This is a genomic window from Phreatobacter sp. AB_2022a (assembly GCF_026847585.1).
GTDB lineage: Bacteria > Pseudomonadota > Alphaproteobacteria > Rhizobiales > Phreatobacteraceae > Phreatobacter.
In genome coordinates this window covers 1-26,842 of sequence record NZ_JAPSET010000014.1, presented here as the reverse complement: position 1 = coordinate 26,842, position 26,842 = coordinate 1, and the positions used below count along the sequence as shown (strand labels likewise).

Here is a 26,842-nt window from a genome sequence, read left to right as displayed (position 1 = left end):
GCCAGTCGTGGTTCGAGGCTCGCCTTCGGCTCGCACCTCACCATGAGGAATGGGGAGCGCTGCATCAGGGACCGTACCGGGTACCCGCCATGCATGCCGCTTCATGAGCCGGCTTGGCGCCATTCCCAACACTCCTCATGGTGAGGTGCGAGCCCTCTTGGGCGAGCCTCGAACCACAGCAGCGTTTGGTGCAGAGAGCATCAGCCGCCCAAAAAAGAAGCCTGGTGTCCGCGGTGGCGGAACCGCGGACACCAGGCCCGAGCCTTTCCCGGTCTACGGCGGCGCCGGGAAAGGAAACCGTCGGTCGCGCGGCTATTCGGCCGCGACCCTGATCGAAGGCTGCGCAGCATGCGGCGGGGCCTGAGGCGCGCCGTGACGATGGCCGCCATGTGCTTCGTCCGCCTCGTCGGCGGGGCCGACGAAACGGCCGAAGATCCAGCCGAAGAACCGTCCGACATCGTCCATGACAGTGTAGAATGACGGCACAAAGACAAGGCTGAGCACGGTCGAGACGATCAGGCCGCCGATCACCGCGATCGCCATCGGCGCGCGGAATTCGCCGCCGTCGCCGGTGCCGAGCGCCGGCGGGATCATGCCGACGGCCATGGCGATGGTGGTCATGATGATCGGCCGAGCCCGCTTGCGGCCGGCGTCCAGCATGGCCTCGGTGCGCGGAACGCCCTCGCGCACCCGCTCGACCGCGAAGTCGACCAGCATGATGGCGTTCTTGGTGACGATGCCCATCAGCATGAGGATGCCGATGACCACAGGCATGGAAATGGCGTTGTTGGTCAGCAGCAGCGCTATGATGACGCCGCCGAGCGACAGGGGCAGCGACATCAGGATGGTCAGCGGCTGGAACAGCGAGTGGAACAGCAGGACCAGCACGCCGAGCACCATCAGGATGCCGGTGCCCATGGCGATCGCGAAGCCCTGGAACACCTCGGCCATGATCTCGGCGTCGCCGCCGCGCTGGAACGACACGCCGGGGGGCAGGTTCTTCGCAGCCGGCAAAGCATAGATCATTTCGAGCGCCGGGCCGATCTCCAGTCCCGGCGTCAGGTCGGCGCCGATATTGATGCGGCGCGCGCGGTTGAACCGCTCGAGCGAGGACGGGCCCTGGCCGAAGCTCACCTCGGCAACCGCGCTCAGCGGCACCTGCGCGCCGGTCGCCGTCGTCACGGTGAGCTGCGAGAGCAGGTCGACGTCGGTGCGCGCGGCGGTGTCGAGCTGGACCCGGATCGGGATCAGCCGGTCGCCGGCATTGAAGCGGGCGAGGTTGGGGGCGATGTCGCCGATCGTGGCGATCCGCACGGCCTCCGAGATCTGGTCGGTGGTGACGCCGTAGCGCGCGGCTTCGTCCGGCCGCGGCACGACGCGGATTTCCGGCCGGTCGAGGCCGGCGGCGGCGGCGACGTTGACGAAGCCCGGCAGGCGCCGCATCTCGGTCTCGAGGTCGGCGACCGCCTTGTTCAGGTTGGCGACGTCGTTGCCGCGCACGATGATGGAAAGCTCGCGCTCGCCGTTGCCGCCGATGTAATAGGCGCGGATGTCGGGGATTTGCGCGAACAGGCCGGACACGGCCTGCTGGATCTGGCGCTGCGTGCGCGAGCGCTCGGTCTTGTGGACGAGCTTGACGATGACCGTGGCGCGCCGGATCTCGCGGACGCCGATCGGATTGGCGCCGCCGATCGAAATGATCGAGCGCGTCTCGGGAATTTCACGGCGGATGAGGGCGGCGAGCGCGTCGGTGCGCCGCTGCGTGTCCTCCAGGGTCGAGCCGGGCGGCAGCTCCACCGAGATGACGAAGCGCGAATCGTCGGGAAACGGCACGAAGCCGGTCGGCAGGAAACGGATCGCGTAGATCGAGACCGCGAAGACGACCAGGCCGGCGATCAGCGTGACGTAGCGCCAGCGCATGGTGCCGGACAGGAAGCGCAGATAGCCGCGCATCAGCGCGCCGTCCTTTGGCTCGCGATGGCTGTGGCTGCGCAGGAAGTAGGCCGCCAGCATCGGCGTGATCAGCCGCGCCACCAGGAGCGAGAACAAAACGGCGATCGCCACCACCAGGCCGAACTGCTTGAAGTACTGGCCGGCAATGCCGCCCATGAACGAGACCGGCGCGAACACGGCGACGATGGTCAGCGAGATGGCGATGACCGCAAGCCCGATCTCGTCGGCGGCCTCCATGGCCGCGCGATAGGGCGACTTGCCCATCTTCATGTGCCGGACGATGTTTTCGATCTCGACGATGGCATCGTCCACCAGGATGCCGGTGACGAGAATGATCGCGAGCAGCGAGACCAGGTTGAGCGAGAAGCCCATCAGCTCCATCGCCCAGAAGGTCGGGATGATCGAGAGCGGCAGCGCGATGGCCGAGATCAGCGTCGCCCTGAAGTCGCGCAGGAACAGGAACACGACGATGACCGTGAGCAGCGCGCCCTCGGCCAGCATCTCCATGGCCGAATGGTAGTTGCCCGCGGTGTCGTTGACCGAATTGTCGACCTCGTTGAACACGATGTTCGGATAGGCCTTGCGCATCTCGTCGATGCGGGCGCGGGCGAGGGCGGCGACGCGGACGTCCGAGGCGCCCTTCGAGCGGTAGATCTGGAAGGCCACCATCGGCGTCTCGCCGTTGATGCGGGCGAAGGCGCGCGGCTCCTCGTAGAGATCGGTGACCTCGCCGAGGTCGGAGAGGCGCACCTCGCGCCCGCCCGGCAGCACGATCTTGGTCGCGGCAAGGCTCTCCACCGTCGCGGCGGAGGCGAGCGTGCGGATCGACTGCTCCTGGCCGGCGACATCGCCGCGGCCGCCGGCGAGATCGACATTGGTCGCGCGAAGCTGGCGGCTGACGTCGCCGGCGGTGATGCCGAGCGCCATCAGCCGGTCGGGGACGAGCGACACGCGGATCTCGCGGGTGACGCCGCCGTAGCGGCTGATGCGGCCGATGCCCTTCAGCCCCTGCATCTCGCGGCGGACCACGTCGTCGACGAACCAGGAGAGCTGTTCCATGGTCATGGCGGGGTCGGTCACCGCCACGGTCATGATCGGCTGGTTCTCGATGTCGACACGCTCGATGATCGGCTCGTCGATGGTGCGCGGCAGTTCGGCGCGGATCTTGGCGATGGCGTCCTTGACGTCGGTCAGCGCGCGGTCGGTCGGCACTTCCAGGCGGAACTCGACCAGCGTCACCGAACTGCCGTCGGTGAGGGTGGTCATGACGTTCTTGACGCCGGTGATATTGGCGACCGCCTCCTCGATCTTGCGGGCGACCTGCGTTTCGAGCTCGGCGGGCGCGGCACCCGACTGGGTCACCGTGACCGAGACGAAGGGCACGTCGATATTGGGAAAGCGCGTGATCGGCAGGTTGAGGAAGCTCATCCAGCCGAGAAAGCAGAGGACCACGAACAGCACGATCGCGGGGACCGGCTGGCGGATCGAATAGGCGGAGATGTTCAGGGACATGGCGAGCGCGATGCCTCGTTCAGCGTGTGGCCAGCGCCACCGGCGTCACCCGGTCGCCGTTGCGGACGAAGCTGCCCGACACCGCCACGACCTGCTCGCCGGCCTTGAGGCCCTCGCGAATCTCGATGCGGTTGTCGGCGCGCAGGCCCGGCACGACGGGGCGGGTCTCGACCACGCCGTCCCTGACCACCTGCACGGTGATCGCGCCCTGGGCGAACATGACCGCCGAGAGCGGCACCAGCACACCCTCGGAGCGCGCCACCTCGACCAGTGCGCGGCCGAACGCGCCGACCGGGGGCCTGGCGTCGCCGGTCAGCGCAATGCGCACGCGGCCGAGGCGATTGGTCCGGTTCACCTCCGGGGCGACGAGGCGCACGCGGCCGGGCAGCGGCTGGTCGGAGCCGGCGGCATCGATGGCCGCGCCCTGCTCGGGCCTCAGCTTGGCGAGCGTCGTCTCGGGAACGTCGCCTTCGAGCTCGATCAGGCCGCCGGACATGACGCGGAACAGCGGCTCGCCGGCGGCGGTCGCCACCATGCCCTGGCGCGCCGTGCGCCGCGAGACGATGCCGGCCACCGGCGTGCGGATCTCGGAGCGGGCGATGCGCAGCTCGATGTCGCGGCGCTGGGCGCGGGCCAGCGTCAGGTCGGCCTCGCCGAGCTGCAGCGCGTGATTGGCGGCCTCGAGCCGGGCGGCGGCGGCGCGCGATGCCGACAGGCGCTGGTCGAGCTGGTCGTTGGAGGCGACCCCGCTCGTCTGCAGCTGGCGGGTGCGCTGCAATTGCTGGTCGCTCAGACTCTTGGTTGCCGTCGCTTCCGCGATGCTCGCATGCGACTGGGCAATGCTGGCTTCGGCGCGGGCGATCTGGGCCGCGTTCTGGGCGAGCTGGACGTCCAGCATGGCCCGGTTGAGCCGGGCCAGGACCTGGCCGGCCTCGACCCGGTCGCCCTCCTCGGCGAGGATCTCGACAATGGCGAGGCCATCGACCTCGGGCGAGATCAGCACCTCCTCGCGGGCGACGAAGGAGCCGGTGACGATGACGAGATCGCGCAGCTCGCCGCGTGCGGCGGTGGCAACGGTGACGGAGGGCGGACGCGGCGTCGATGCGGGCTCCGGAGCGGCGCGAGCGGCGCCGGGCGCGGCGAGCGGGGCGGCCATCAGGACGGCGAGCAGGACCGTGCAGGCCTTGAGGCGAAAGGCGGGGCGGGAGGTGAAGCGGGTCATCGGTGTGGCTTCAGGTGAGATTGTCGTTGGACGCGGCGAGCGGCGTCAGAAGCAGCGACCGCAGGATGTCGAAGAGCATGTCGACATGCGGAACGGGGTCGAAATCCGGGTCGCGGGCCCGGCGCAGCATCAGTCCTTCGGAAAAGGTGATCATGAACTGCACTCCGCGCTCGATATCGGCCTGCGGCGCGATGTGGCCGCGCCTGTGCGCCATGCCGAGCGCGCCGCGCAGCTTCTCCTCGATGAAGAGATCGGCCTTCACCCGAAGGGCGGCGATCTGCGGGTTGCGTGCCGCTTCCGCCATGATCTCGATCCACATAGCGAAGCTTTCCCGCGGCTCGTCGATGAGGTGGAAGGCGGCGAGGTCGCGGAACGCGGCCCAGGTGTCGTCGGTCGCCTCCAGCGCGGCGAAACCCTCGGCGGCCTCGGCGAAGTCACGCTCGCAGAGGCCCTCGATCACCGCCTCCTTGGAGGGGAAGTAGCGATAGAGGTTGCCCGCGCTCATGCCGGCCTCGGCACAGATCGCCGCCATGGTCGCGCCGTGGAAGCCTGACCGCACGAAACAGCGTTCGGCCGCATCGAGGATGGTGGTGATGCGATCGCCCCGCCTGGCATCGTCGATCCGTGGCATGCGGGGAGCCTCCTTGGTGGCGCGAGCGTCGATAGCGGTCGATCGTATAGGTTGCAAACTAAAAATGAATGAGCATTCGCTTTCGTCGGAACTTTGGGCGTCATCATGGCGTTGTCGGGGCACGGCCGGGGCCGGGCGGCGAGAAATGCCGGTTGCGGAAAAATCCGGGCCAGGAACACCCCGGATTGAGCCGCGAGCCCGATGGTGCTCGGTTGCACTGATGGGCGCACGCGCCGGTCGGCCGATTCGAACGGGCCGAGACCGGTCCATCAAGGGAGACGATCATGCTCAAGTCACTCATCCTCGCCGGCGCTCTGGCCGCGGCCATGGCCGGCGGAGCCTTCGCGCAGGCAACCCAGCCGGCGACCCCGGCGCGACCGGCCGCGCCACCGGCGGCCACCAGCCCGGCACCGGCGCGTCCTGCTGCGACGCCGCAGGCGGCGCTGATCGACATCAATTCCGCCACCCGGGCCGAGCTGATGACGCTGACCGGCATCGGCGAGGCGCGCGCCGACGCGATCATCCGTGGCCGTCCCTATCGCGGCAAGGACGACCTGCCGCGGCGCAACATCATCCCGCAGAGCGTCTACGACGGGATCAAGGACAAGATCATCGCCCGCCAGAGCTGAGGCCACGGCAACCTGAAACGCGGCGAGGCGGTGCTTTCCCGCATGCGGCGGGCGCCGTCTCGCCGGGCCTCGTCGCGGTAGCGTCCGTGCTTGGGCCATCATCGTCGCAGCCGCCGCTGGCCGGTCAGGCCGGGCTGGCGGCCGCGCGGTCGATGGCGGCGGCCAGCCGTTCGCGTTCGCGCCGGATCCAGTTGCCCTGCGGGTAATTCTGCCGCAGCGCCTCGATGAACTCGACCGGGTCCGCTCCGACGATCGCACGGATCGGCGTGCCGCTGGCGGCGCTTTGCTCGAACAGGTCGGCGAGATCTTCGAACAGCGAAGCGGCGCTGTCCGCATCATCCGAGCCGAAATACATCAGATATCGTTCGAAGGCCTCGACGGCCTCACGATAGTTCGCGGGAAGCTGGCTGGCGGACTCGCGCCTTGTAGGCGCGCCAGCGCCGTTTGTCGCCGATGACCTTCGCGGCGAAGGCTGAGATCGACATCACCTGTCTCCTTCGTGAAGCTGTGCGAGACGTTCGGAGAGGAAGCTCCAGGTCCGCCAGAATTCCGCGAGATCGTCGCGGCCCCGGGCGTTGAGCGAATAGACCTTGCGCGGCGGCCCCTTGTCGGACGGCACCTTCTCGACATCGACGAGGCCGCGCTGCTCGATCCTGACCAGCAGGGCGTAGACAGTGCCTTCGGCAATGTCGGAAAAACCCCGCTCCCTCAGCCAGGCGGTGATCTCGTAGCCGGTAGGCCGATCGTCCGGCGAGGATCGCGAGGACGATGCCCTCCAGCGTGCCCTTGAGCATTTCCGTCATCTGCTTGCCCACGCGGCGCGCTCTCATCTACTCTGCGTTATTAAGTACCAGTACTCTTTATCGCTTAGTAGTGGCGATGTCAATGGTTCCGCAAGCCGCGGCTGGCTTTGCGCAGGATCGCGCGGCGCGTCAGCCCGGTTGCACATGAGGGGAAGATCGCGGCGGGATGTGCTGGTCTTCGCGCTCGCCGCAAAGCGCGATTGCGCCGATCCGGCCTTTCTGCCCTGGGCGGCCAGAGCCCTGCGCAAGCATGCGCGTTTCGTCGCGCGCGCCAGTGGGCGGCGCCGGCGGCGCGAACGGGCGCCTCTCGCCCTCGCGGTGCCCGGTCCGGATGAGCCTCCGCGTTTTCCGGCGGCATTCCCGACGAGCCCGCCGCGCTCGCGTCGCGTCGTCTCGCGGCTGATCGATTCTGGCATGGGCCGGCGGGAGATCGGCCATCCCTGGCGAGGCAGCGCCGGGCCTGCGCCTGGCGGCCAGAAGCGTGCGTGGCAGCGCTTTGCCGGCGATCGCGACCCGCCTCTGTCGATGCCGGCCGTGCCCCTGGACGGCCACACGCGCCGGGCGCTCAAGGTGGGCCTGCGGCCGGCGCGGTCGCGTGCCTTCGCGATCCGCGATCCGGACGGCCTGCCATTTTTCCGCACGGACAGTCACCGTCCCGGAGGTCACGGCAACTGACCGGGCCAATCACCTGCAAGGAGAGGTCTCATGCCCATCGCCATCAATGCCGTCACCATCATCTGCACCGTCGCCGCTCTCGCGCGCACCCAGCGCTTCCATCGTGGCATGCCGGGTTGCGGTTGGAGCGGCGGGTGCTGGCCGAGGGTGTCGAACGGATGGCCTTCGCAGGCGGGCCGAAGCCGGGCAACACGGCCGATGTGGCCTTCGGCCTCGCGGCCGGCGGCAGCGATACGCTGGTCGAAAGGCTCGCCGCCGCCGGCGTCCAGATCGTCACGCCGGTCTCGCCCGCGCCGGGCAGGCGGTTCGCCGATTTTCGCGATCCCGACGGACAGACCGCGTCCTATTGTCGGACGCAGGACCTGCCGCGCCCGCTCTCCGGAGGCGGCAGGCGCCCGGCGGCCGTCACCTGGCCGCGCGACGCTTGGCAACAGCCTACCGCTTCCACCGGCGGCCGCCCTTGCCGCCGCCGGCCTTGCGATAGCTCTCCGCCCCCGCCGGCAGTTCGCGGTCGGTGCCCGGTCCCATCGTGTCGAGATCAGGCTTGGCCGCGCGCGACGGCGGCAGGTTGGCGGCCCGGCCGTACTTGCGGTCGCCGCGATAGCTGCCGGCCCGGTCCTCGACGGCCTCCTGGCGCGCCATGGGGTCGTCGAGCACGGCGAGCTCGGTCTCGCGCAGCCGCTTCAGCTCGTCGCGCAGGCGCGCGGCCTCCTCGAAGCGCAGGTCGGCCGCTGCCTCGCGCATGCGCTTCTCGAGATCGGCCGTGACCGCCGCCAGATTGTGGCCGACCGCCGCGCCCGACTTGGCGAGGCCGGTATCGACGGTGACGTGATCCTTCTCGTAGACCGACTCCAGGATCTGGGCGATCGCCTTCTTGACGCTCTGCGGCGTGATGCCGTTGGCCTCATTCCAGGCCATCTGCTTCTCGCGCCGGCGATTGGTTTCCGCCATGGCGCGCTCCAGCGAGCCGGTCATCTGGTCGGCATAGAGCAGCACGCGGCCGTCGACATTGCGCGCAGCGCGGCCGATGGTCTGGATCAGCGAGGTTTCCGAGCGCAGGAACCCTTCCTTGTCGGCATCGAGGATGGCGACGAGGGCGCATTCGGGAATGTCGAGGCCTTCGCGCAGCAGGTTGATGCCGACCAGCACGTCGAAGGCGCCGAGCCTGAGGTCGCGCAGGATCTCGATGCGCTCGATCGTGTCGATGTCGGAGTGCATGTAGCGCACCCTGACGCCCTGCTCGTGCAGATATTCGGTGAGATCCTCGGCCATGCGCTTGGTCAGCACGGTGACCAGCGACCGGTAGCCGGCGGCGGCGGTCGCCTTGACCTCGCCGATCAGGTCGTCGACCTGGGTGCGCGCCGGGCGGACGATGCAGACCGGGTCGATCAGGCCGGTCGGGCGGATCACCTGCTCGGCGAAGACGCCGCCGGTCTGTTCCAGCTCCCAGGCGCCAGGCGTCGCCGAGACATGGATGGTCTGCGGCCGCATGGCCTCCCATTCCTCGAAGCGCAGCGGCCGGTTGTCCATGCAGGAGGGCAGACGGAAGCCGTATTCGGCCAGCGTCGCCTTGCGCCTGAAGTCGCCGCGATACATGGCGCCGATCTGCGGCACGGTGACGTGGCTTTCGTCGACGAAGACCAGGGCATTGTCGGGCACATATTCGAACAGGGTCGGCGGCGGCTCGCCGGGCCGGCGGCCGGTGAGCCAGCGCGAATAGTTCTCGATGCCGGCGCAGGAGCCGGTGGCCTCCATCATTTCGAGGTCGAACAGCGTGCGCTGCTCGAGCCGCTGCGCTTCCAGCAGCCGTCCGGCCCTGTTGAGCTCCTCGAGCCGCCAGCGCAGCTCCTCCTTGATGCCCGAGATCGCCTGGACCAGGGTCGGGCGCGGCGTCACATAGTGGGAATTGGCATAGACCTTGACGAAGGAGAGGTCGGCGGTCTTCTGGCCGGTCAACGGGTCGAATTCGTGGATCGCCTCGACCTCGTCGCCGAACAGGCCGATGCGCCAGGCGCGGTCCTCGAGGTGGGCCGGGAACAGTTCGATCGTGTCGCCGCGCACCCGGAAGGTGCCGCGCGAGAAGTCGACCTGGGTGCGCTTGTACTGCAGCGCGATGAGATCGGCGATGAGCTGGCGCTGGTCGAGCTTCTCGCCGACCTTCACGCCGAAGGTCATGGCCGTATAGGTCTCGACCGAACCGATACCGTAGATGCAGGAGACCGAGGCGACGATGATCACGTCGTCGCGCTCGAGCAGGGCGCGGGTCGCCGAGTGGCGCATCCGGTCGATCTGCTCGTTGATCGAGGATTCCTTCTCGATATAGGTGTCCGAGCGCGGCACATAGGCCTCGGGCTGGTAGTAGTCGTAGTAGGAGACGAAATACTCCACCGCATTGTTCGGGAAGAACGCCTTGAACTCGCCGTAGAGCTGGGCCGCCAGCGTCTTGTTCGGTGCCAGCACGATGGCCGGGCGCTGGGTCGTCGCGATGATCTGGGCGGCGGTGAAGGTCTTGCCCGAGCCGGTGACGCCGAGCAGCACCTGGTCGCGCTCCTGCCGTGACAGGCCTTCGACCAGCTCGGCGATGGCGGTCGGCTGGTCGCCGGCCGGCTTGAAGTCCGAGACGAGCTCGAAGGCCTTCCCGCCTTCCCATTTTTCCGGCCGCGCCGGTTTGTGCGGCGTCCAGACCTGGCCGTTGACCTCCGGCCGGCCCTCCTGGATCAGCCGCTCCAGCGCCTTCACCGTGGCGGTGACGCCGGAGGCGCCAATCTCGGCCTCGACGTCGAGCGGCGCGATGTTCATCGCCCGGGCCTGCTCGACGCCGATGCCGAGCCGATGCGCCAGCGCCTTGTCGGCAAGGCTCGCCTGGGCGTCGAAGCCGGCCTGCGGCGCCTCGCCGAAGCCGCCCTGCTGGGTCTGGCCGGTGGTCGAGCCGACGCCGGCGGTGCCCCGGTTGATGGCGGGATTGAGCAGGTCGGCCAGCGCCGGGCCGAGCGGGATCAGCTCCGGCTTCGAGGCCTTGGAGCGTGGTGTCTTCGGCTTCGCCGCCTTGGCTCCGGACGCCTTCGATGCGCCATCGGCTGGCGACCGCGGAACTTCAGCGACGGGCTGCTTCGGCTTTTTCGACATGGCCGCAATATGGGCTGCGGCCGGACGGAACGGAAGAGCCGCCGGGCGCGCCACCGCCATGCTGTTGCCAGGGCGTGGCAGCAGCATGGCGGTGGCCTGTGCGCCCGCGCACGGCGCCGCGGCGCATCTCGGTCATCGTGGCGGCGTGGCACCAAGGACAGGGGGTGGACATGTCCCGGATGAATACTGCGGCCGCCCGGCTGGCGACCGTCGCGGCCGGGGCGCTGGCAGCGCTGGCGCTGACCGACTATCTCGCCGTCCGCATGCTCGGCCTGTTCCTCGCGCCGCATGCGCAAGGCGGCTATACGATCGCCGTCGGCGACGCGCAGCATGGCCTGGCGCTCGCCAATCTCACGGCTCTGGCCGTGCTGGCGGTCCTGCTCGCGGCGCTCGTTGCCGCCGTCTATCGCGGCAGGCGCCTCGACCGGGCTCTGGTCGTCACGGCCGGCTATGCCGGTGCCTGCCTCGCCGCGGCTCTCGTCATGCTCATGGTCTATGCCGCTCTCGGTCCCGCCCGCACCGCGGCATCGGGCGCGAGCGATCCGCTGGCGGCGCTCGGATCGCTCTATCTCGGGGTCAAGCTGGCCGGCCTCGTCATCGGCCTTTTCGCCCTGGCGCCGGCTGCTGCGGTCATCGCCTATGCCGAGCGGCACGGCATGCGCTCGCCGGTTTTCTACGGGGCCGCCGGGGCGCTGTCCGCCATCCTGGCCGCCTCCGCCGTCTTCGGGCTGCAATTCGCCGCTGGCGCGCCGCCGCCGCGCGGGCCGGTTTCCCCCGCAGGCCTCGCCCTCCTCTTCGTCCTGCCCGGCCTTTGTGGTGGGCTCGCCTATTGGCTGATGGCCGGCCGCACTGCAGGGCAGGCCGCGCGGGCCGCGGACTGAGGCGCGCAAAACCGCTTCCGCGAGGGGCCGGCGCCGTGCCATTTTCCGGCTGCCTTCTTCCTTCGCAGTCCGGAGCCTGCCATGCCCGCCTTGTCCCGCCGCGCCACGCTCGGCCTTCTTTCTTCGGTTGTCGCCGCGCCGGCGCTGTCGACGCGGGTTCTGGCTCAGGCCGATTATCCGAACCGACCGGTGACCGTCATCGTGCCGCAGGCGGCGGGCGGGGCGAACGACATCATCGGCCGGATCGTCGCGGAAAAGCTCGCCGAGGTCCTGGGCCAGCGCTTCGTCGTCGAGAACCGAGCGGGCGCCGGCGGCAATCTCGGCTCGCAGGCCGCTGCCCGGTCGGCGCCCGACGGCTATACGCTGCTCGTCACCATCTCGGCGAGCCAGGCGATCAATCCGGCGCTCTATGCGCGCACCGGCTTCGACCCGGTGAAGGATTTCGCGCCGGTCTCCATGCTCGGCACGGTGCCGAACGTGCTGGTGGTCAACCCGGCCTTTCCGGCCCGCACCGTCGCCGATCTCATCCGCATGGCCAAGGACAAGCCCGGAGAATACCAGTATGCCTCGGCCGGCAACGGCACCCTCAACCATCTCGTCGGCGAGATGCTGAAGTCGCGCGCCGGCATCGACCTCAAGCACATTCCCTATCGCGGCATCGCACCGGCGCTCAGCGACGTCATCGCCGGCCATGTGCCGATCACCTTTTCCAATCTGCCGGCGGTGATCAGCCAGATCCAGGCGGGCACCGTGCGCGCGCTCGGCGTCTCCACGATCAGGCGCAATGCCAATATCCCTGACGTGCCGCCGATCGCCGACACGGTGCCCGGCTTCGACGCCGAACTGTGGATCGCGCTCTATGCGGTGGCCGGCACGCCGCAGCCGATCGTCGACCGGCTCGTCGCGGCGACCCATGCCGCCCTGGCCAAACCCGACATGAAGGACAAGTTCGCGCAGCAGGGCGCCGACATCGTCACCTCGACGCCCCAGGAACTGGCGGCGAAGCTGGAGGGCGACCTGAAGGTCTGGGCCGAGATCGTGCGCGCATCCGGCGCCCGCATCGAGTAAGGGGCCGGTCTTGCCGAACCTGGCGTCAGATCAGGGCCGATGATCTCGACATGGAGGTCGGCCTCCTTCGTGACGCGACAGGGCGGATCCCGACTCCCCCGCGGTGGAGGGAGCGCAGCGAGCCTCGCGCCGCGGCTGAGCTTCTTGACGCATGCATCGGTCTTGGCGCGCCGAGCCGCACCGAAAACCGCCGGACCGTGAAGGCCCGGCGGTGTCGGGACGGGAACCGGGGCCGCAAGAGGCAGGCCTCGCCTACGGCCCATCGCCCGTCGCCAGCGGCCGCCAGGATCGCTCCCGGCCGGTCTCGCCGGCCAGATCGATCGTCACCCGCGTGCCGGTCCCGATGCGCCGCCTGAGAGCCCCCGCCCGCCCGCAACTGGTCGTCAGCGCTCCGGCGTCGTGCAGAGCCTTGAGCCGCGCCCGCGAGATTTTCAGCTCGGATGCGAGCAGCCGGTCGAGCCGCGTGCTGACCGGCAGAGGGACGACCAGCTCGATCGTCAGCCGCGTCCAGCCGGGCGCTTCCTGCGGCGGGTCCTTGGTGACCACGACGTCAGGGAACTCCTCGATGCGGGCCGACCTGCGCCTGAGGGCGTCGAGATTGAACGTTTCCGCGCGGATCCAGTCCGGATCGTTGGACTGCAGCGCCGCGAGCACGGCGGGGTCGATGTCGCGGATGCCGCGCCGCTCGAAGATCGGCCGGTTCCAGGTCCTGTCGCAGGCGAGGCATTTATAGATGAGCCAGGCGTCGAGCCGGCGGCCATTGGCGTTGAGCCTGATCTTGCCGCTGGACTGGAAGGGCGTGGCGGATCCGCAGCCGCCGCAGGCGATCCAGGGCCGGGGCGCGGTTCGGGGAATGACGGTCCATCGGACCTCGCGTGCATGGCACATATCGGCGTGGCCTTCCGTTCGGAAGTCCATCGCGATGGTGCAGGAGACAGCCCTGGCGGGCGCGGAATGGCGATATCGGGGGAGCTGAAGAGCAGCGGCAGCAAAGCTGCGCGTGGCACAGTGTGACAATGCCAGACCGGTCTCTTGCAGCCACCCGACGGACAAAAGCGCGCGCGGACGGCATGCCGCCAGCCCGCGCGAGGGGTGAAACTGGACTGAGACCGGTGCTTACTTAGGCAAAGTCTACCTCGGCGGGCCAAGCTCTTCAGCCGCTCCGATAGCAAATGATCGGCCGGGAGCGAAGCTTCCTGACGCGCCGCCGGGCGAAAGGCCGGCATGCTGCGGCTCCTGTGCAACGTTATGGTGGGCGGCGCGGCCCCGTATCACGCCTGCGCGTGAGGCAGCCGCCCGCTCTTCGCCAGATCGCGCTTCATCACGAACGGCCAGATCCAGTGCTGGAGAATGGATTTGAGGCCGAGCAGCAGCGCGACGATGACGGCGACGATCAGCGTCCTGTCGAGCGGGCCGATGATCAGCCCCAGGGCGAGCAGGGCGAGGGGCAAGGCGAGGACGACGGCGCAGGCGATGAGAGCGCCGAGAAGCGAGCTGCGCGCCCGGTTGAACACCGCGAGCCGTTCGGCCGGCCCCAGATGCGTCAGGAAGGGGTAGGTCGCGGCCAGATGCGCCGGGTCGGTGTTCACGTCCGTTCTCCGATCGCCCGATGATCCCGCCGGCGACGACCGGATATTGCCCGCCTTCCATTGCGGGGAGATGGCGGGCGCCGAAAAGCAAACGGGGCCCCGAGGGCCCCGCAGCAACAGTTCGGATGCTGACGCCGCTGGTTCAGCGTGCCGGTTTCGCCTCGGTCGGGGCGGCGCGCTCGGTGCGCTCGGCGATACGGGCCGACTTGCCGCGGCGATCGCGCAGGTAATAGAGCTTCGCGCGACGGACCTTGCCGCGGCGCACGACCTTGATCGAGTCGATCGAGGGCGAATAGATCGGGAAGACGCGCTCGACGCCCTCGCCATAGGAAATCTTGCGGACGGTGAAGCTCTCCATCAGGCCGCCGCCGGAGCGGGCGATGCAGACGCCCTCATAGGCCTGGACGCGGGTACGCTCGCCTTCGCGGACCTTGACGTTGACGATCACGGTGTCGCCGGGAGCGAAGGTGGGGATGGACTTCTCGCCGAGAACGCGGGCGGCCTCTTCGGCCTCGAGGGTCTGGATCAGATTCATGGGTCTCGTCCTTGTGGCCGGCCGAAAGCGGCGCGGCATGTTGTTGGTCTTGGTTCCAAAGGATAGGCGCTGGCGCCCGGCCTGGTCCGAGGAGCGCGGAAAACCCGCTGGCCCGATCGGAAGGCGGCTCGATACGCGAAAAGCCGGCGCTTGTCACGCCTTTTTGCCGGACAGCCTGTCCCACAGGTCGGGCCGCCGTTCACGGGTGATCCGCTCGGCCTCGGCGCGCCGCCATCGGGCGATCCGGGCATGGTCGCCGGAGACCAGGACGGCGGGAATCTCCATGCCCTCGAAGACCTGCGGCCGGGTGTAGTGCGGATATTCGAGCAGGCCCGTCTCGAAGCTCTCCTCGGTGCCAGACTGGTCGTGCCCCATCACCCCCGGCAGCAGGCGCACGACGGCGTCGAGCAGCACCAGGGCGGCCATCTCGCCGCCCGACAGCACATAGTCGCCGATCGAAACCTCTTTCAGGTTACGTGCCGCGATGATGCGTTCGTCGACGCCCTCGAAGCGGCCGCAGAGGATGACCGCGCCCGGCCCGGCGCTGAGCTCGCGCACATAGGCTTGCGTCAGCGGCTCGCCGCGCGGCGACATCAGGAGGCGCGGGCGGGGATCGCCCTCGGGCGAGGCGGCATCGATGGCGCGGGCGAGCACGTCGGCCTTCATCACCATGCCCGGCCCGCCGCCGGCGGGCGTGTCGTCGGCGGTGCGATGGCGGCCGGTGGCGAAATCGCGGATGAATACGGTGTCCAGCGACCAGGCCTCGCCCAGGGCTCGGCCGGCAAGGCTGGTGCCGAGCGGCCCGGGGAACATGTCCGGATAGAGGGTGAGGACGCTCGCGCGGAACATCAGGCCGGTTCCGTCAGGCCGGCGAGATCGAAGCCGGAGAAATCGGCGATCGTCGCGATGCGGTTGGGAAAGTCGGCGAAAGCCTCGGCCGCCAGCATGGTGGTGACGGCGACGGCGCGCATGCCGGCGCGGCGCGCCGCCTCGACGCCGAGCGGGGCGTCCTCGAAGACCAGGCAGGCCTCGGGCGCGACGCCGATCAGCTCCGCGCTCTTCAGGAAGATGTCGGGATGCGGCTTGCCACGCAGGCCGAGTGCCGGCGAGGCGATGGCCTTGAACCGCCGGCGCAGGTCGAGCGTATCGAGCACGACCGCAATGTTCTCGGGCGGGGCGGCGGTGGCGACCGCCGCCGGCAGGCCGATCCGGTCGGCCGCGTCGAGCAGGGCGAGAAGCCCGCCGAGCGGGCGCGCATGCGGCCGGTAGGCCGCGCGGTAGAGCTCTTCCTTCTCTCTGGCATAGGCGAGGCGCTCGTCGGCCGTGGCGCCGGGAAACAGGCCGGAGAAGATCTCGTCCGCGGTGCGGCCGGCGGTCTCGGTGAAATGGCGGGCGCGGTCGAAGGCGAGGCCGTGGCGCCGGTGGAAAGCCTCCCAGGCATCGTCGTGGAAGCGCATATTGTCGACGATGGTGCCGTCCATGTCGAAGATCAGGGCGCGGACGGCGGCGCTCATCGCGGCGGCTCCTCGTCGTCGAGCAGGCCCTCGGGCGGATCGACCACCAGCCGCCCGCCGGCAATGTCGATCTCCGGCACGACCGCCTTGGTGAAGGGGATCATCACCGCCTTGCGGCCGCGGCGGGCGATGTCCAGGACGTCGCCGGCGCCGAAGTCGAAGACCGCGGTCACCGTGCCGATCTCCTCGCCGGCAACGGTGACGGCGGCAAGGCCGATCAGGTCGGAGTGCAGGAACTCGTCCTCGTCCAGGGGGCCGGCAATGCGTTCGCGCGGCGCCAGGAGATCGAGATTGGTCACCGCCTCGGCGGCATTGCGGTCCTTGAGCTCCCTGACCCGCGCCACCAGCACTTCGCCCGCAGGGCGCGCGGCCTCGATGGTGAAGGAGCGGCCGTCTCGGGTCACCAGCGGCGAGTAGTCGACGATGGCGAGGGGATCCTGGGTGTAGGACTTCAGGCGCACCTCGCCCCTGATGCCGTGGGCGGCACCGAACTTGCCGACAAGGACGAGATCGGAGGGCATGAGGCCTATCCCTTCGGATGTCTTTGGGAGCCGGGCTGCGGGCTATTCTTGCCCTGCATCGAACGTTGCCGTCCTTCGAGGCTCGCTGCGCTCGCACCTCAGGATGAGGAACGGGGAGCATGGCATCGGGGGCGTCGATAGACACGAACCGGGACGCGTGAGCCCGCGCCATGCAAAACACCGCCATCCTCATCCTGAGGTGCGAGCCGAAGGCGAGCCTCGAAGGACGGCAGCGCTCTGTGCAGGGCTCGCGCTGGCCTGCCCGGACCGGAAAGGTCCGGGCGCATGTGTTCGGCAGGCCGCATCCTCAGGGACGCGGCCCCGGCCGGTCTCAGGCCTCGGCGGCGGCTTCGCCGGCCTTGGCGGCACGGGCGGCGGCGCGCTCCTCGGCCTTCTTGCCGGGCTTCGCCTTTTCCGGGTTGTTGCGGGCTTCGCGCTTCAGCACGCCCTCGGCGTCGAGGAAGCGGGCGACGCGGTCGGTCGGGACGGCGCCCTTGGCGATCCAGGCCTTGGCGGCCTCGAGGTCGATCTCGTAGCGCTTCTTGTCCTTGTCGAGGATCGGATTGTAGGTGCCGAGCTTCTCGATGAAGCGGCCGTCGCGCGGCGAGCGCGAGTCGGCGACGACGATCTGGTAGAACGGGCGCTTCTTGGTGCCGCGGCGGGCGAGGCGGATCTTGAGGGACATGTCAGCTCCTTGAAGGTGATGTCAGGCTTTGTCTTGGGGTTGCATGGATTCGTGGTGCCTGATGACTTCCTTGATGACGAAGTTCAGGAATTTCTCCGCGAAATCGGGATCGAGCCGCGCCTGCTCGGCGAGCTCGCGCAGGCGCTTGACCTGACGCGCCTCGCGGGCGGGATCGGCGGGCGGCAGCTTGTGGGCGGCCTTCAGCGCGCCGACGGCCTGCGTGCACTTGAAGCGCTCGGCGAGCAGATGGATGAGCGCGGCGTCGATATTGTCGATGCTCTGGCGCAGCGACAGAAGCTCGGCCGGAAGCGCGGCCCCGGGACCAGGGTTGGACACAGTCATCTCGCGGTCACTTCTTCTTGCCGAAGGGAAAACCGGGCAGGCCGGGCAGCTTGCCGCCGCCGAGACCGGGGAAACCGGGGGGCAGGGCGCCGGGCGGCAGGCCCGGCATCTTGTCGGGAAGGCCGCCGGGCATGCCGCCCGGCATCTTCTTGGCCATTTCGGCGAGCATTTCGGGGCTTGGCTGCGGCATGCCGCCGCCCCCGCCGAGGCCGAACATGTTGGCAAGTCCGGCAAGCGGGCCGCGCTTGCCCTGGGCGCCGCCCATCGACTTCATCATGTCGGCCATGGTGCGATGCATCTTCAGGAGCTTGTTGACCTCTTCCGGCGAGGTGCCCGAGCCGCGGGCGATGCGGCGGCGGCGCTTGCCGTCGATCTCCTTGGCGTTGCGCCGCTCCCAGGGGGTCATGGCCTGGATGATCGCGCGCTGCCGGCGGATCATCTTGTCGTCCATATTGGCGCCGGCGAGCTGCGCCTTCGCCTGCTTCATGCCGGGCAGCATGCCCATCAGGCCCTGCATGCCGCCGATCTTGAGCATCTGCTCGAGCTGGGAGCCGAGATCGTCGAGATCGAACCTGCCCTGCTGCATCTTGCGGGCAATGGCCATGCCCTTTTCGGCGTCGATGCTCTCGGCGGCCTTCTCGACCAGCGAGACGATGTCGCCCATGCCGAGAATGCGGTTGGCGACGCGCGAGGGATGGAAATCCTCGAGCCCGTCCATCTTTTCGCCGGTGCCGAGCAGCTTGATCGGCTTGCCGGTGACCGCACGCATCGACAGCGCGGCGCCGCCGCGGCCGTCGCCGTCGACACGGGTCAGCACGACGCCGGTGACGTTGACGCGGCCGGTGAACGAGCGCGCGACATTGACCGCGTCCTGGCCGGTGAGGCTGTCGACCACCAGCAGCGTCTCGTGCGGCCTGGCCGTGCGCTCGACCTCGGCCACCTCGATCATCATGGTCTCGTCGACATGGGTGCGGCCGGCCGTGTCGAGCATGACGACGTCGAAGCCACCGAGCCTCGCCGCCTCGATCGCGCGGCGGGCGATCTGCACCGGCGACTGGCCGGCGACGATCGGCAGGGTGTCGACGCCGATCTGCTTGCCGAGCGTGGCGAGCTGCTCCATGGCTGCGGGCCTGCGCGTATCGAGCGAGGCCATCAGCACCTTCTTCTTCTGCTTTTCGCTGAGGCGCTTGGCGATCTTGGCGGTGGTGGTGGTCTTGCCCGAGCCCTGCAGGCCGACCATCATGATCGGCACCGGCGGCACGGCGACGAGGTCGATCGCGACGCCTTCGGTGCCGAGCGTGTCGACCAGGGTGTCGTGCACGATCTTGACGACCATCTGGCCGGGCGTGACCGACTTGAGCACCTCGGCGCCGACGGCGCGGTCGCGGACCTTGTCGGTAAAGGAGCGGACGACCTCCAGGGCCACGTCGGCTTCGAGCAGCGCGCGGCGCACCTCGCGCATCGCCTCCTGGACATCGGCTTCGCTTAGCGCGCCGCGCCCCTTGAGGCGATCGAGGATGCCGGACAGTCGCGTCGACAGGCCTTCGAACATGATCGCTCCAGAATTCATGACCGGGATGGCCCGGAAATGGTCACGCCCGCCGTCGACCGCAACGCCAAACACGCCCGAGGGCGCTCAGCGCTGTCGGGCGGTAACCTCCGGGATCGCGGTCCCGGTCGGCGAAGGCAGGTCTCGGATGAACGAGAGTGTGGCGCGGATAGAGGCAAAGCGCCGCGGAGTCAAGGAAAAGCCGGATCAGACGGTGCCCTTCCGCCCCCTTGCCTCAGCTTTCGGGCGCGTGGCAGGCCCGCTTGAGATCGGCGAGAGCCTGTTTCAGCGCCTCCTCGGAAAGGCGGATGCGCCGGCGGGTATCTTCGCTCTCGCAATTCCAGCGGGCCGCGGCGCGGGCGGCCAGCGACCGGCGAAAGTGGCTGGCGACGAGCTCGATGGCGCGCCGCTCGACGCAGCCGCGGACGATGGCGCGGACCCGGCGCTCGAGCTCCGGAGGGCGGCCGCAGGCGGCAAGGAAACTTTCGACCAGGGCGTAGCGATCGACCCGCTGGAGCAGCAGCGCCTTCTGCTCGGCGGTCAGCATATCCAGGCTGTAGGGCGCGTGATCGCCGGCGCGGGCGGCAGGCGGGGCCAAGGACAGAAGAAGCGCCAGCGGCAGCGCGGCGAAGGGGGCGACGGGAAGGCGGCGGAGCAGCATGGAAGGAGAGCTTGGATCGCCCGGCGAATCGCAGGTCGCAGCATCGTAGTCGGCGTCACGAATCCGGGCTAGCTTGCCGCCGATTCAGCAACAGGAGCCGCCATGCCCCGCCGTTTTCGCCTCGCCGCCCTCGCCTGCCTGCTCGTGCTCGGTGCCGGAGCGCCGCCGGCCGCGGCCCAGGACAAGGGGCTTGCCGACCGCATCCTGTCCCGGCCGGCGGCAACCAAGGCGGCCGACTGCGACAGCCCGGTGCGCAGCGACCTCGAACAATGCGCGGTGCAGCGGTTCCGCGCCGCCGATGCCGAGCTCAACCGGGTCTATCGCGACATTGGCGGCGATCCGCGCAACCGCGAGATCCTTCTGAGCGCCCAGCGCACCTGGCTTGCCTATCGCGACGCCACCTGCGCCTGGGAGCAGGACCTCAGGCGCGACGGCAGCGAGGCCCTGCTGAATGCCATTGCGTGCCTTGCCAATGTCACCGAGGCGCGCGCCGCCTATCTGCGGCAGGCGACCGGACCTTGAGGAGCCCATCCGCGCCAAGCCGATGCAATGGCCTTCAGGCGCGCGGCGCCATAGAGCGGTCGTCATGTCCGACGCGATATCTGGAGATGCCATGACGCCTCATCCGTCCCTTGCGCGGTCCGTCGTGATGGCTGCGCTGCTTGCCGGTGGCGTCTCGGCCGTCGCGGCGCCGAAGCCCGCGGTCGCCCAGGACCGGGGCCTTGCCGAACGCATTCTGTCGGATCCGACGCCGACCCTGTGCGACAGCGAGGTGCGCGCGGAGCACGACGACTGCGTCACGCAGCGGTTCCGCAACGCCGACGAGGAGCTCAACGAGCGCTATCGCAGGCTGGGCGGCGACGGCGGCAACCGCGAATTGCTGCTGCGGGCGCAGCGGGCCTGGCTCGCCTATCGCGACGCGACCTGCGCCTGGGAGCAGGATCTCGCCCGCGGCGCGGACGCCCGCACGGCCCGCCTCAGGGCCATCAACTGCCTGGCCGACGTCACCTATGCGCGCATCGATTACCTCAAGCAGACCAGGGCCCCTTGAGGCGGATCATGGCGGCGCGGTCGTCAGGAGACGAACTCGCCGAGCGAGGCGACCAGCGTTTCGCGGAACAGCGCGATCGGCCGTGCCAGCCGCCCTGCCGGTGGCCGGTGCAGCAGCCATGAGCGCACTTTCGGCTGGAACGCGACCCTGTCGAGCACCTCGATCCGGTCGCGCCAGGGGCTGCCGGCCAGGGCGGCCGGGGTGACCACGCCGATGCCGTGGCCGCGCGCGACCAGCGACATCCGCAGATCCGCGCTGAGCGCCTCGACGCCGACCTGAAAGGGCAGGCGGGCCGCCTCGAAAGTATGGCGCAGATAGGCCCGGAAACCGCAGCCATTCTCGTTCATCACCCATGCGAAGCGCGAGAGCGCGGTGAGGTCGGCCCGCTTCGGCACGCCAAGCTCCGGCGCGGCGACGAGCAGGACCGGTTGCAGCCCGAGATCGTCGGCGACGAGCTCGGCCGGAGGGTCGATGCCTTCGGCCAGGCAAAGGGCGGCGGCATCCAGTTCGTTGCGCACGACCTGTTCGGTCAGGCGTGGCGACCAGCCGGAGGTGATGCGCAGCGTCAGGGCGGGGAAGACCGCGCGCAGCCGGTCCAGCGGGGCGGCCAGGGCCGCATCCGAGAGATAGGGCATGATGCCGAGGCGGAACTCGCCACCTACCGGCGCATCCGCCGAAAGCCCGGACTTCAGGTCCTCGAGCGCGCGCAGCACGCGCCGGCCCTGCTCATAGGCCTCCCGCCCGGCGGCCGTCGGCTTCAGCGGCTTCGACTGCCGGTCCAGCAGCCTGGTGCCGAGCAGGTCTTCGAGATTCTGCACCCGGCGCGTCACGCCCGGCTGCGTCAGGTTCAGGCGAGCCGAGGCGCCGACGATGGAGCCGGTTTCGACCACGGCGAGAAAGGCTTCGAGGTCGTGTGTGTTCATGCGAGATCCGCATATTGAATATAGAATGAATTGAATTGTATCATATTGCGGGCGGCCAATAAAGTCTTCGGACGATATGCAAATCCATCATCCGGAGCCTTTCCATGCCCCCCGCCCGATCTCCGGCCGCCGGTCTTGCCGGCCCGCCGCAGGCCATGCCCGCGCTGAGCGCGGCCCTGACGCTGCTGTTTGCCTGCGCCGTGGCGGTCATCGTCACCAATGTCTTCGCGCCGCAGACGCTGGTCGGCCTGATCGCCGCGGATCTCGGCCTCGGCGAAGCGGCCGCCGGGCTCGTCGCCATGGCGACCCTCATCGGTTATGCCGGCGGCCTGTTCCTGCTGGTGCCGCTGGCCGATCTCGTCGAGAACCGGCGTCTCGTCCTGCGCATGCTGGCGGCTTGCGTCGTGTTTGCCGGCCTCGCCGGTCTCGCCCCGGGCGCCAGCCTGCTCATCCTGGCGCTCGTTCTCGTCGGCGCGGCCTGCTCGATGATTCAGGTCCTGGTGCCGCTCGCGGCCGCCATGGCGCCGCCCGAGCGGCGCGGCCAGGTCGTCGGCGACGTCATGAGCGGCCTGATGCTGGGCATCCTCCTGGCGCGGCCGCTCGCGAGCCTCGTCGCCGACACGCTCGGCTGGCGAGCCTTCCACGGGCTGACCGGCCTTGCCATGGCACTGCTCTGGCCGGTGCTGGCGCTGCGCCTGCCACCGCGCCAGCCGGCCGACAGCGCGCGCTATGGCGAGCTCATCGCCTCGCTCGGCAAGTTGCTCGCCCGCGAGCCGGTGCTGCGCTGGCGTGCGCTGACGGCAGCGCTGTCCATGGCCGCTTTCAGCCTGTTCTGGACCGCGGTCGCATTCCGGCTCGCCGCCGCGCCGTTCCATCTCGGCCAGCGCGGCATCGCCGTCTTCGCCCTCGTCGGCGCGGCCGGCGCGGCGGCCGCGCCGATGGTCGGCCGGCTCGGCGACCGGGGCCTGACCCGCGCCACCACCATCGTCTCGCATCTCCTGATCATTGCCGGCTTTGGCCTGGCCGCCTGCGCCGGAAAGGCCGGAGCGGCCGGCCCCATGCCGATGCTCGTCGCGATGGGGCTCGCCGCCGTGCTGCTCGATATCGGCGTGACCGGTGACCAGACGCTCGGCCGCCGCGCGGTCAACATGCTGGACGAAGCGGCGCGCGGGCGCCTCAACGGGCTGTTCGTCGGCCTGTTCTTCCTCGGCGGCGCGCTCGGTGCAGGCCTTGCGGGCCTGGCCTGGAGCCTCGGCGGCTGGCTGCTGATCACGCTCCTCGGGGCGGCTTTCGGCTTCGCCGCGCTGGTCGTCGATGCCGTGGCGCCGCGGGCATGAGCCCGGCGGCCCCGGAGCAGGTCAGCCGGTCAGGAAATCGACGATGACCTTGACGTTGAGGGCGATCAGGGTCGCCGCGATCACCACGGAGACGGCAACCAGCCAGGCTGGCGCGACCAGATCGCCCATGCGCCGGCGCGAGGCGGTCAGGTGCACCAGCGGCACGATGGCGAAGGGCAGTTGCAGCGACAGGACCACCTGACTGAGGATCAGCAGCTTGGCGGTCTGCCCCTCGCCATAGAGGATGGTGACGACGATCGCCGGCACGATGGCGATGAGCCGGGTCACGAGGCGGCGCGCCCAGGCCGCGACACGGATGTCGATGAAGCCTTCCATGATGATCTGGCCGGCCATGGTGGCGGTGACCGTGGAATTGAGGCCGCAGCACAGCAGCGCGATGCCGAACAGGGTCGGCGCGATCGCCGAGCCGAGCAGCGGCGTCAGCAGCGAATGGGCCTGCTGCAGCTCCTCGACGCCGGTATTGCCGGACTTGTGGAAGGCGGCGGCCGCGAGGATCAGGAGCGACGCGTTGATGGTCAGCGCGAACATCAGCGCGAAGGTGGAATCGAGGGTCGCGTATTTCAGCGCCTCGCGCTTTTCGGCGAGGCCTTCGCCATAGGCGCGGGTCTGCACGATCGAGGAGTGCAGATAGAGGTTATGCGGCATGACCGTCGCGCCGATGATGCCGAGCGCGAGATAGAGCATGTCCGGATTGGTGACGATCTGGGTGGTCGGCGCAAACCCCTTGATCACCTGGCCCCAGTCCGGATCGGCCATGACGATCTGGATCAGGAAGCACATGGCGATGACGCCGATCAGCGTGATGATGAAGGCCTCGATCCAGCGGAAGCCCTTGGTCTGCAGCCACAGGATCAGGAACACGTCGAGGGCGGTGATCACCACGCCGATCTCGAGCGGGATGCCGAACAGGAGATTGAGCCCGATCGCGGTGCCGATCACCTCGGCGAGATCGGTGGCGATGACGGCGACCTCGGCGAACAGCCAGAGCGGCCAGGCCGCCCAGCGCGGATAGGCGTCCCGGCAGGCCTGGGCGAGGTCCCGGCCGGTGCCGATGGCAAGCCTTGCGCAGAGCGACTGCAGGATGATCGCCATGATGTTCGACAGCAGGGCGATGAACAGCAGCGCGTAGCCGAACTTCGAGCCGCCGGCGAGCGAGGTCGCCCAGTTGCCCGGGTCCATATAACCGACCGCGACCAGATAGCCGGGGCCGAGAAAGGCGAGGAACTTCCGCCAGGGCGTGCCGGCGGTCGGCACACGGACGGAGCGGAACGCCTCGACCAGCGACGCTTCGCCGCGCGCGCGGCGCCAGCCCCCGGCGGCGGGTTCCGGGGCGCTCGTGGGGGCAACGGTCATGCGATCATCCAAGGCGGCTGAGCTTTCGAGCGGTGTCTCGTTCAGCCGCATGGTGGGTTACTGTCGAAGCTTTTGCAAGTCATTTGCAACAAGAGGGACGTGCGCGAGACGCAGATCCGGCTCTCGCCGCGCGCCGCGGCGCGTCGCCGCAGCGCTTTCGGGCCGCTTGTCGCGGATTCAGGACGGTTTTGGCCGCTTCAGGCGCACGCCGGGACCATCGGCGTCATCGGGCAGGAGGCAGATGCCGGCCGCCTCCAGGGCGGCGACGATCTGGGCCTCGCTGGTCGCATGCAGCTCGTGGTGCCCGCCTTCGAAGCCGCGCACCGTGCTGCGCGAGACCTCCGCCGCCTGCGCCAGCCGGTCCTGTGACCAGTCGAGCAGGGCGCGCGCAGCCCGGCATTGTTCAGGCAACAACATCATGAGACCGTGAAGCGTATTGGCCTTGCATGGTTCGTCATTTCAACCATATTGGTTGAAATCATTCAAGCTCGCCGCTCTCCAGACCCTGAAAAGGCCGCCGCCCGCCCATGCCGCACGACACGCCTTTGATCGCCACCATCGTCGCGGGTTTGGGTCTCGCCTTCCTTTTCGGCGCGATCGCGCAGCGTTTCCGGGTGCCGCCGCTGGTCGGCTATCTCCTCGCCGGCGTCCTCACCGGCCCGCATACGCCGGGCTTCGTCGCCGACCAGAAGCTGGCGACCGAACTCGCCGAAATGGGCGTCATCCTGCTCATGTTCGGCGTCGGCCTGCATTTTTCTCTGAAGGACCTCCTGTCGGTCAGGGCCATAGCGCTGCCGGGCGCGGTGGTGCAGATCGCCGCCGCCACTGCCATGGGCGCGGGCCTCGCCTGGCTGCTCGGCTGGAATTTCGGCGCCGGCCTCGTCTTCGGCCTCGCCCTGTCGGTCGCCAGCACCGTCGTGCTGCTGCGGGCCATGCAGGAGCGCCGCCTGATCGAGACCGAACGCGGGCGGATCGCCGTCGGCTGGCTCATCGTCGAGGACCTCGCCATGGTGCTGGCGCTGGTGCTGCTGCCGGCGGTGTCGGGCCTCATCGGCGGCACCAGCCAGTCCGCCGGCGCCGACCCGATCGCCGCCGCGCTGGGGCTCGGCGTCGGCGGCATGGTCGGGCTCACCGTCGTCAAGGTCGCAGTGTTCGTCGGCCTCATGCTGGTGGTCGGCCGCCGGATCATTCCCTGGCTGCTCCACTATGTCGCCCATACCGGCTCGCGCGAGCTGTTCCGCCTCGCGGTGCTGTCGATCGCGCTCGGCGTCGCCTTCGGCGCGGCCAACCTGTTCGGCGTCTCCTTTGCGCTCGGCGCCTTCTTCGCCGGCATGATCATGAGCGAGTCGCAGCTCAGCCACCGGGCGGCCGAGGAATCGCTGCCGCTGCGTGATGCCTTCTCGGTGCTGTTCTTCGTCTCGGTGGGCATGCTGGTCTCGCCGATGAACCTCCTGAACGATGCCGGCGCGGTGCTGGCGACGGTGTTCATCATCGTCATCGGCAAGTCACTCGCCGCCTTCCTGATCGTGCGCGCCTTCGGCTATCCCCTGGGGACCGCGCTGCTGATCTCGGCGAGCCTCGCGCAGATCGGCGAGTTCTCGTTCATTCTCGCCGAGCTCGGCGTCAAGCTGCAGCTCCTGCCGGAGCGCGGCCGCGATCTGATCCTGGCCGGCGCGATCCTGTCGATCCTGCTCAACCCGGTCGCCTTCGCCGCCGTCGGCTGGCTGAAGAAGCTCGCCGAACGCAGGGCCGCGCCCGCCCCCGAGCCGGCCCTGGCGGCCGAAGCCACAACGCCCGCGGCGCCCGAGCCAGCGCCGGCCGCGGTGGCCGACGATGACGACGCGCCCGAGGTGACCACGCTTTCCGGCCATACCGTGCTGGTCGGCTATGGCCGGGTCGGCAGCCTCGTCGGCGTCGGCCTGAAGGACAAGGGCCAGCCCTTCCTGGTGATCGAGGATGCCGACACGCCGGTGGCGCGGCTGAAAGCGGAGGCGGTCGAGGCGATCTGCGGCAATGCCGCCCGCGACGACATCCTGAAGGCCGCCAATGTCGCCGGCGCGCGGCGCCTGATCCTCGCCATTCCCAATGCCTTCGAGGCCGGCCAGATCATCGACAAGAGCAAGGCCTGCAATCCGACCATCACCATCATCGCCCGCGCCCATTCCGACGCCGAGGTCGAGCATCTCTCGGGGCTCGGCGCGGATGTGGTGATCATGGGCGAGCGGGAGATCGCCAAGGGCATTCTCGACCATGCCGCCGAT

At 69.3% G+C, this 26,842-nt stretch carries 28 protein-coding genes; 8 read left to right on the top strand and 20 right to left on the bottom strand.

Features of this window, described 5'->3' with window-relative positions:
* Positions 1–312: 312 nt before the first annotated feature.
* The 3 genes from OZ671_RS12190 to OZ671_RS12180 are packed head-to-tail and all read right to left on the bottom strand — an operon-like array spanning position 313 to position 5,318.
* The gene (locus OZ671_RS12190) at positions 313–3,465 is read right to left on the bottom strand and encodes an efflux RND transporter permease subunit (protein ID WP_038302780.1); all 3,153 of its coding nucleotides are present in this window, start codon (positions 3,463–3,465) and stop codon (positions 313–315) included.
* A gap of 19 nt (positions 3,466–3,484) precedes the next feature.
* Positions 3,485–4,687 carry an efflux RND transporter periplasmic adaptor subunit gene (locus OZ671_RS12185; RefSeq protein ID WP_268860999.1) on the bottom strand — a complete coding sequence of 401 codons (1,203 nt, stop codon included), beginning with the start codon at positions 4,685–4,687 and terminating at the stop codon, positions 3,485–3,487.
* A 10-nt stretch (positions 4,688–4,697) separates the two neighbouring features.
* Complete coding sequence (locus OZ671_RS12180) at positions 4,698–5,318, bottom strand: TetR/AcrR family transcriptional regulator (RefSeq protein ID WP_268860998.1); 621 nt, start codon at positions 5,316–5,318, stop codon at positions 4,698–4,700.
* 284 nt (positions 5,319–5,602) lie between these two features.
* On the opposite strand from OZ671_RS12180, the gene OZ671_RS12175 reads away from it, so the two are divergent.
* On the top strand, positions 5,603–5,947 hold the full coding sequence (locus tag OZ671_RS12175; protein ID WP_038302774.1) for a ComEA family DNA-binding protein: 345 nt from the start codon (positions 5,603–5,605) through the stop codon (positions 5,945–5,947).
* A 124-nt stretch (positions 5,948–6,071) separates the two neighbouring features.
* Here OZ671_RS12175 and OZ671_RS12170 read toward each other — a convergent pair whose 3' ends face one another.
* Entirely contained in the window at positions 6,072–6,302 is a 231-nt protein-coding gene (locus tag OZ671_RS12170) for a DUF1048 domain-containing protein (RefSeq protein ID WP_268860997.1), read from the bottom strand.
* Between the two features lie 129 nt (positions 6,303–6,431).
* Positions 6,432–6,635, bottom strand: a complete 204-nt coding sequence (locus tag OZ671_RS12165; protein ID WP_268861089.1) for a PadR family transcriptional regulator — start codon at positions 6,633–6,635, stop codon at positions 6,432–6,434.
* A gap of 283 nt (positions 6,636–6,918) precedes the next feature.
* On the opposite strand from OZ671_RS12165, the gene OZ671_RS12160 reads away from it, so the two are divergent.
* Positions 6,919–7,425, top strand: a complete 507-nt coding sequence (locus OZ671_RS12160; RefSeq protein ID WP_268860996.1) for a hypothetical protein — start codon at positions 6,919–6,921, stop codon at positions 7,423–7,425.
* On the opposite strand, the gene OZ671_RS12155 is transcribed toward OZ671_RS12160, so the two are convergent.
* Complete coding sequence (locus tag OZ671_RS12155) at positions 7,413–7,856, bottom strand: hypothetical protein (RefSeq protein WP_268860995.1); 444 nt, start codon at positions 7,854–7,856, stop codon at positions 7,413–7,415. The genes OZ671_RS12160 and OZ671_RS12155 overlap by 13 nt on opposite strands.
* A gap of 4 nt (positions 7,857–7,860) precedes the next feature.
* The gene (gene uvrB, locus OZ671_RS12150) at positions 7,861–10,551 is read right to left on the bottom strand and encodes an excinuclease ABC subunit UvrB (RefSeq protein ID WP_268861088.1); all 2,691 of its coding nucleotides are present in this window, start codon (positions 10,549–10,551) and stop codon (positions 7,861–7,863) included.
* Between the two features lie 170 nt (positions 10,552–10,721).
* Here uvrB and OZ671_RS12145 point away from each other — a divergent pair, with 170 nt between their 5' ends.
* Both OZ671_RS12145 and OZ671_RS12140 read left to right on the top strand, forming a co-directional pair.
* Positions 10,722–11,432 (top strand): hypothetical protein, encoded by a 711-nt coding sequence (locus OZ671_RS12145; protein ID WP_268860994.1) that lies wholly within the window; start codon positions 10,722–10,724, stop codon positions 11,430–11,432.
* Between the two features lie 81 nt (positions 11,433–11,513).
* Positions 11,514–12,500, top strand: a complete 987-nt coding sequence (locus OZ671_RS12140; protein WP_268860993.1) for a Bug family tripartite tricarboxylate transporter substrate binding protein — start codon at positions 11,514–11,516, stop codon at positions 12,498–12,500.
* Positions 12,501–12,752: 252 nt separating this feature from the next.
* On the opposite strand, the gene OZ671_RS12135 is transcribed toward OZ671_RS12140, so the two are convergent.
* The 10 genes from OZ671_RS12135 to OZ671_RS12090 form a co-directional block, all read right to left on the bottom strand.
* Positions 12,753–13,388, bottom strand: a complete 636-nt coding sequence (locus OZ671_RS12135; RefSeq protein ID WP_268860992.1) for a DUF1062 domain-containing protein — start codon at positions 13,386–13,388, stop codon at positions 12,753–12,755.
* 383 nt (positions 13,389–13,771) lie between these two features.
* Positions 13,772–14,089: a hypothetical protein gene (locus OZ671_RS12130; RefSeq protein ID WP_268860991.1), complete on the bottom strand. Its 318-nt coding sequence runs from the start codon at positions 14,087–14,089 to the stop codon at positions 13,772–13,774.
* Positions 14,090–14,231: 142 nt separating this feature from the next.
* Entirely contained in the window at positions 14,232–14,624 is a 393-nt protein-coding gene (gene rplS, locus OZ671_RS12125; protein ID WP_268860990.1) for a 50S ribosomal protein L19, read from the bottom strand.
* Between the two features lie 153 nt (positions 14,625–14,777).
* Complete coding sequence (gene trmD, locus OZ671_RS12120) at positions 14,778–15,476, bottom strand: tRNA (guanosine(37)-N1)-methyltransferase TrmD (RefSeq protein WP_268861087.1); 699 nt, start codon at positions 15,474–15,476, stop codon at positions 14,778–14,780.
* On the bottom strand, positions 15,473–16,138 hold the full coding sequence (locus OZ671_RS12115; RefSeq protein WP_268860989.1) for an HAD family hydrolase: 666 nt from the start codon (positions 16,136–16,138) through the stop codon (positions 15,473–15,475). Before OZ671_RS12115 ends, trmD begins: the two co-directional genes overlap by 4 nt.
* Positions 16,135–16,659: a ribosome maturation factor RimM gene (gene rimM / locus OZ671_RS12110; RefSeq protein WP_268860988.1), complete on the bottom strand. Its 525-nt coding sequence runs from the start codon at positions 16,657–16,659 to the stop codon at positions 16,135–16,137. Before rimM ends, OZ671_RS12115 begins: the two co-directional genes overlap by 4 nt.
* Positions 16,660–16,990: 331 nt before the next feature.
* Entirely contained in the window at positions 16,991–17,344 is a 354-nt protein-coding gene (rpsP, locus tag OZ671_RS12105; RefSeq protein ID WP_268860987.1) for a 30S ribosomal protein S16, read from the bottom strand.
* Between the two features lie 21 nt (positions 17,345–17,365).
* Positions 17,366–17,686, bottom strand: a complete 321-nt coding sequence (locus OZ671_RS12100) for a chorismate mutase (RefSeq protein WP_038302754.1) — start codon at positions 17,684–17,686, stop codon at positions 17,366–17,368.
* Between the two features lie 7 nt (positions 17,687–17,693).
* Positions 17,694–19,238 carry a signal recognition particle protein gene (ffh, locus tag OZ671_RS12095; RefSeq protein ID WP_268860986.1) on the bottom strand — a complete coding sequence of 515 codons (1,545 nt, stop codon included), beginning with the start codon at positions 19,236–19,238 and terminating at the stop codon, positions 17,694–17,696.
* 232 nt (positions 19,239–19,470) lie between these two features.
* Entirely contained in the window at positions 19,471–19,896 is a 426-nt protein-coding gene (locus OZ671_RS12090; protein ID WP_268860985.1) for a hypothetical protein, read from the bottom strand.
* A 102-nt stretch (positions 19,897–19,998) separates the two neighbouring features.
* Between OZ671_RS12090 and OZ671_RS12085 the strand changes: the two genes are divergently transcribed.
* Both OZ671_RS12085 and OZ671_RS12080 read left to right on the top strand, forming a co-directional pair.
* Complete coding sequence (locus tag OZ671_RS12085; RefSeq protein ID WP_268860984.1) at positions 19,999–20,418, top strand: lysozyme inhibitor LprI family protein; 420 nt, start codon at positions 19,999–20,001, stop codon at positions 20,416–20,418.
* 91 nt (positions 20,419–20,509) lie between these two features.
* A complete protein-coding gene (locus OZ671_RS12080; protein WP_268860983.1) occupies positions 20,510–20,947 on the top strand; it encodes a lysozyme inhibitor LprI family protein in 438 nt (145 codons plus the stop codon).
* 23 nt (positions 20,948–20,970) lie between these two features.
* Here OZ671_RS12080 and OZ671_RS12075 read toward each other — a convergent pair whose 3' ends face one another.
* A complete protein-coding gene (locus OZ671_RS12075; protein ID WP_268860982.1) occupies positions 20,971–21,870 on the bottom strand; it encodes a LysR family transcriptional regulator in 900 nt (299 codons plus the stop codon).
* Positions 21,871–21,974: 104 nt separating this feature from the next.
* Here OZ671_RS12075 and OZ671_RS12070 point away from each other — a divergent pair, with 104 nt between their 5' ends.
* Positions 21,975–23,207, top strand: a complete 1,233-nt coding sequence (locus OZ671_RS12070) for an MFS transporter (protein ID WP_268860981.1) — start codon at positions 21,975–21,977, stop codon at positions 23,205–23,207.
* 21 nt (positions 23,208–23,228) lie between these two features.
* On the opposite strand, the gene OZ671_RS12065 is transcribed toward OZ671_RS12070, so the two are convergent.
* On the bottom strand, positions 23,229–24,581 hold the full coding sequence (locus OZ671_RS12065; RefSeq protein WP_268860980.1) for an Nramp family divalent metal transporter: 1,353 nt from the start codon (positions 24,579–24,581) through the stop codon (positions 23,229–23,231).
* A gap of 177 nt (positions 24,582–24,758) precedes the next feature.
* Positions 24,759–24,998 (bottom strand): transcriptional regulator, encoded by a 240-nt coding sequence (locus OZ671_RS12060; protein ID WP_328286356.1) that lies wholly within the window; start codon positions 24,996–24,998, stop codon positions 24,759–24,761.
* A gap of 110 nt (positions 24,999–25,108) precedes the next feature.
* Between OZ671_RS12060 and ybaL the strand changes: the two genes are divergently transcribed.
* On the top strand, positions 25,109–26,842 hold a 1,734-nt coding region (ybaL, locus tag OZ671_RS12055; protein WP_268860978.1), incomplete at its 3' end, for a YbaL family putative K(+) efflux transporter.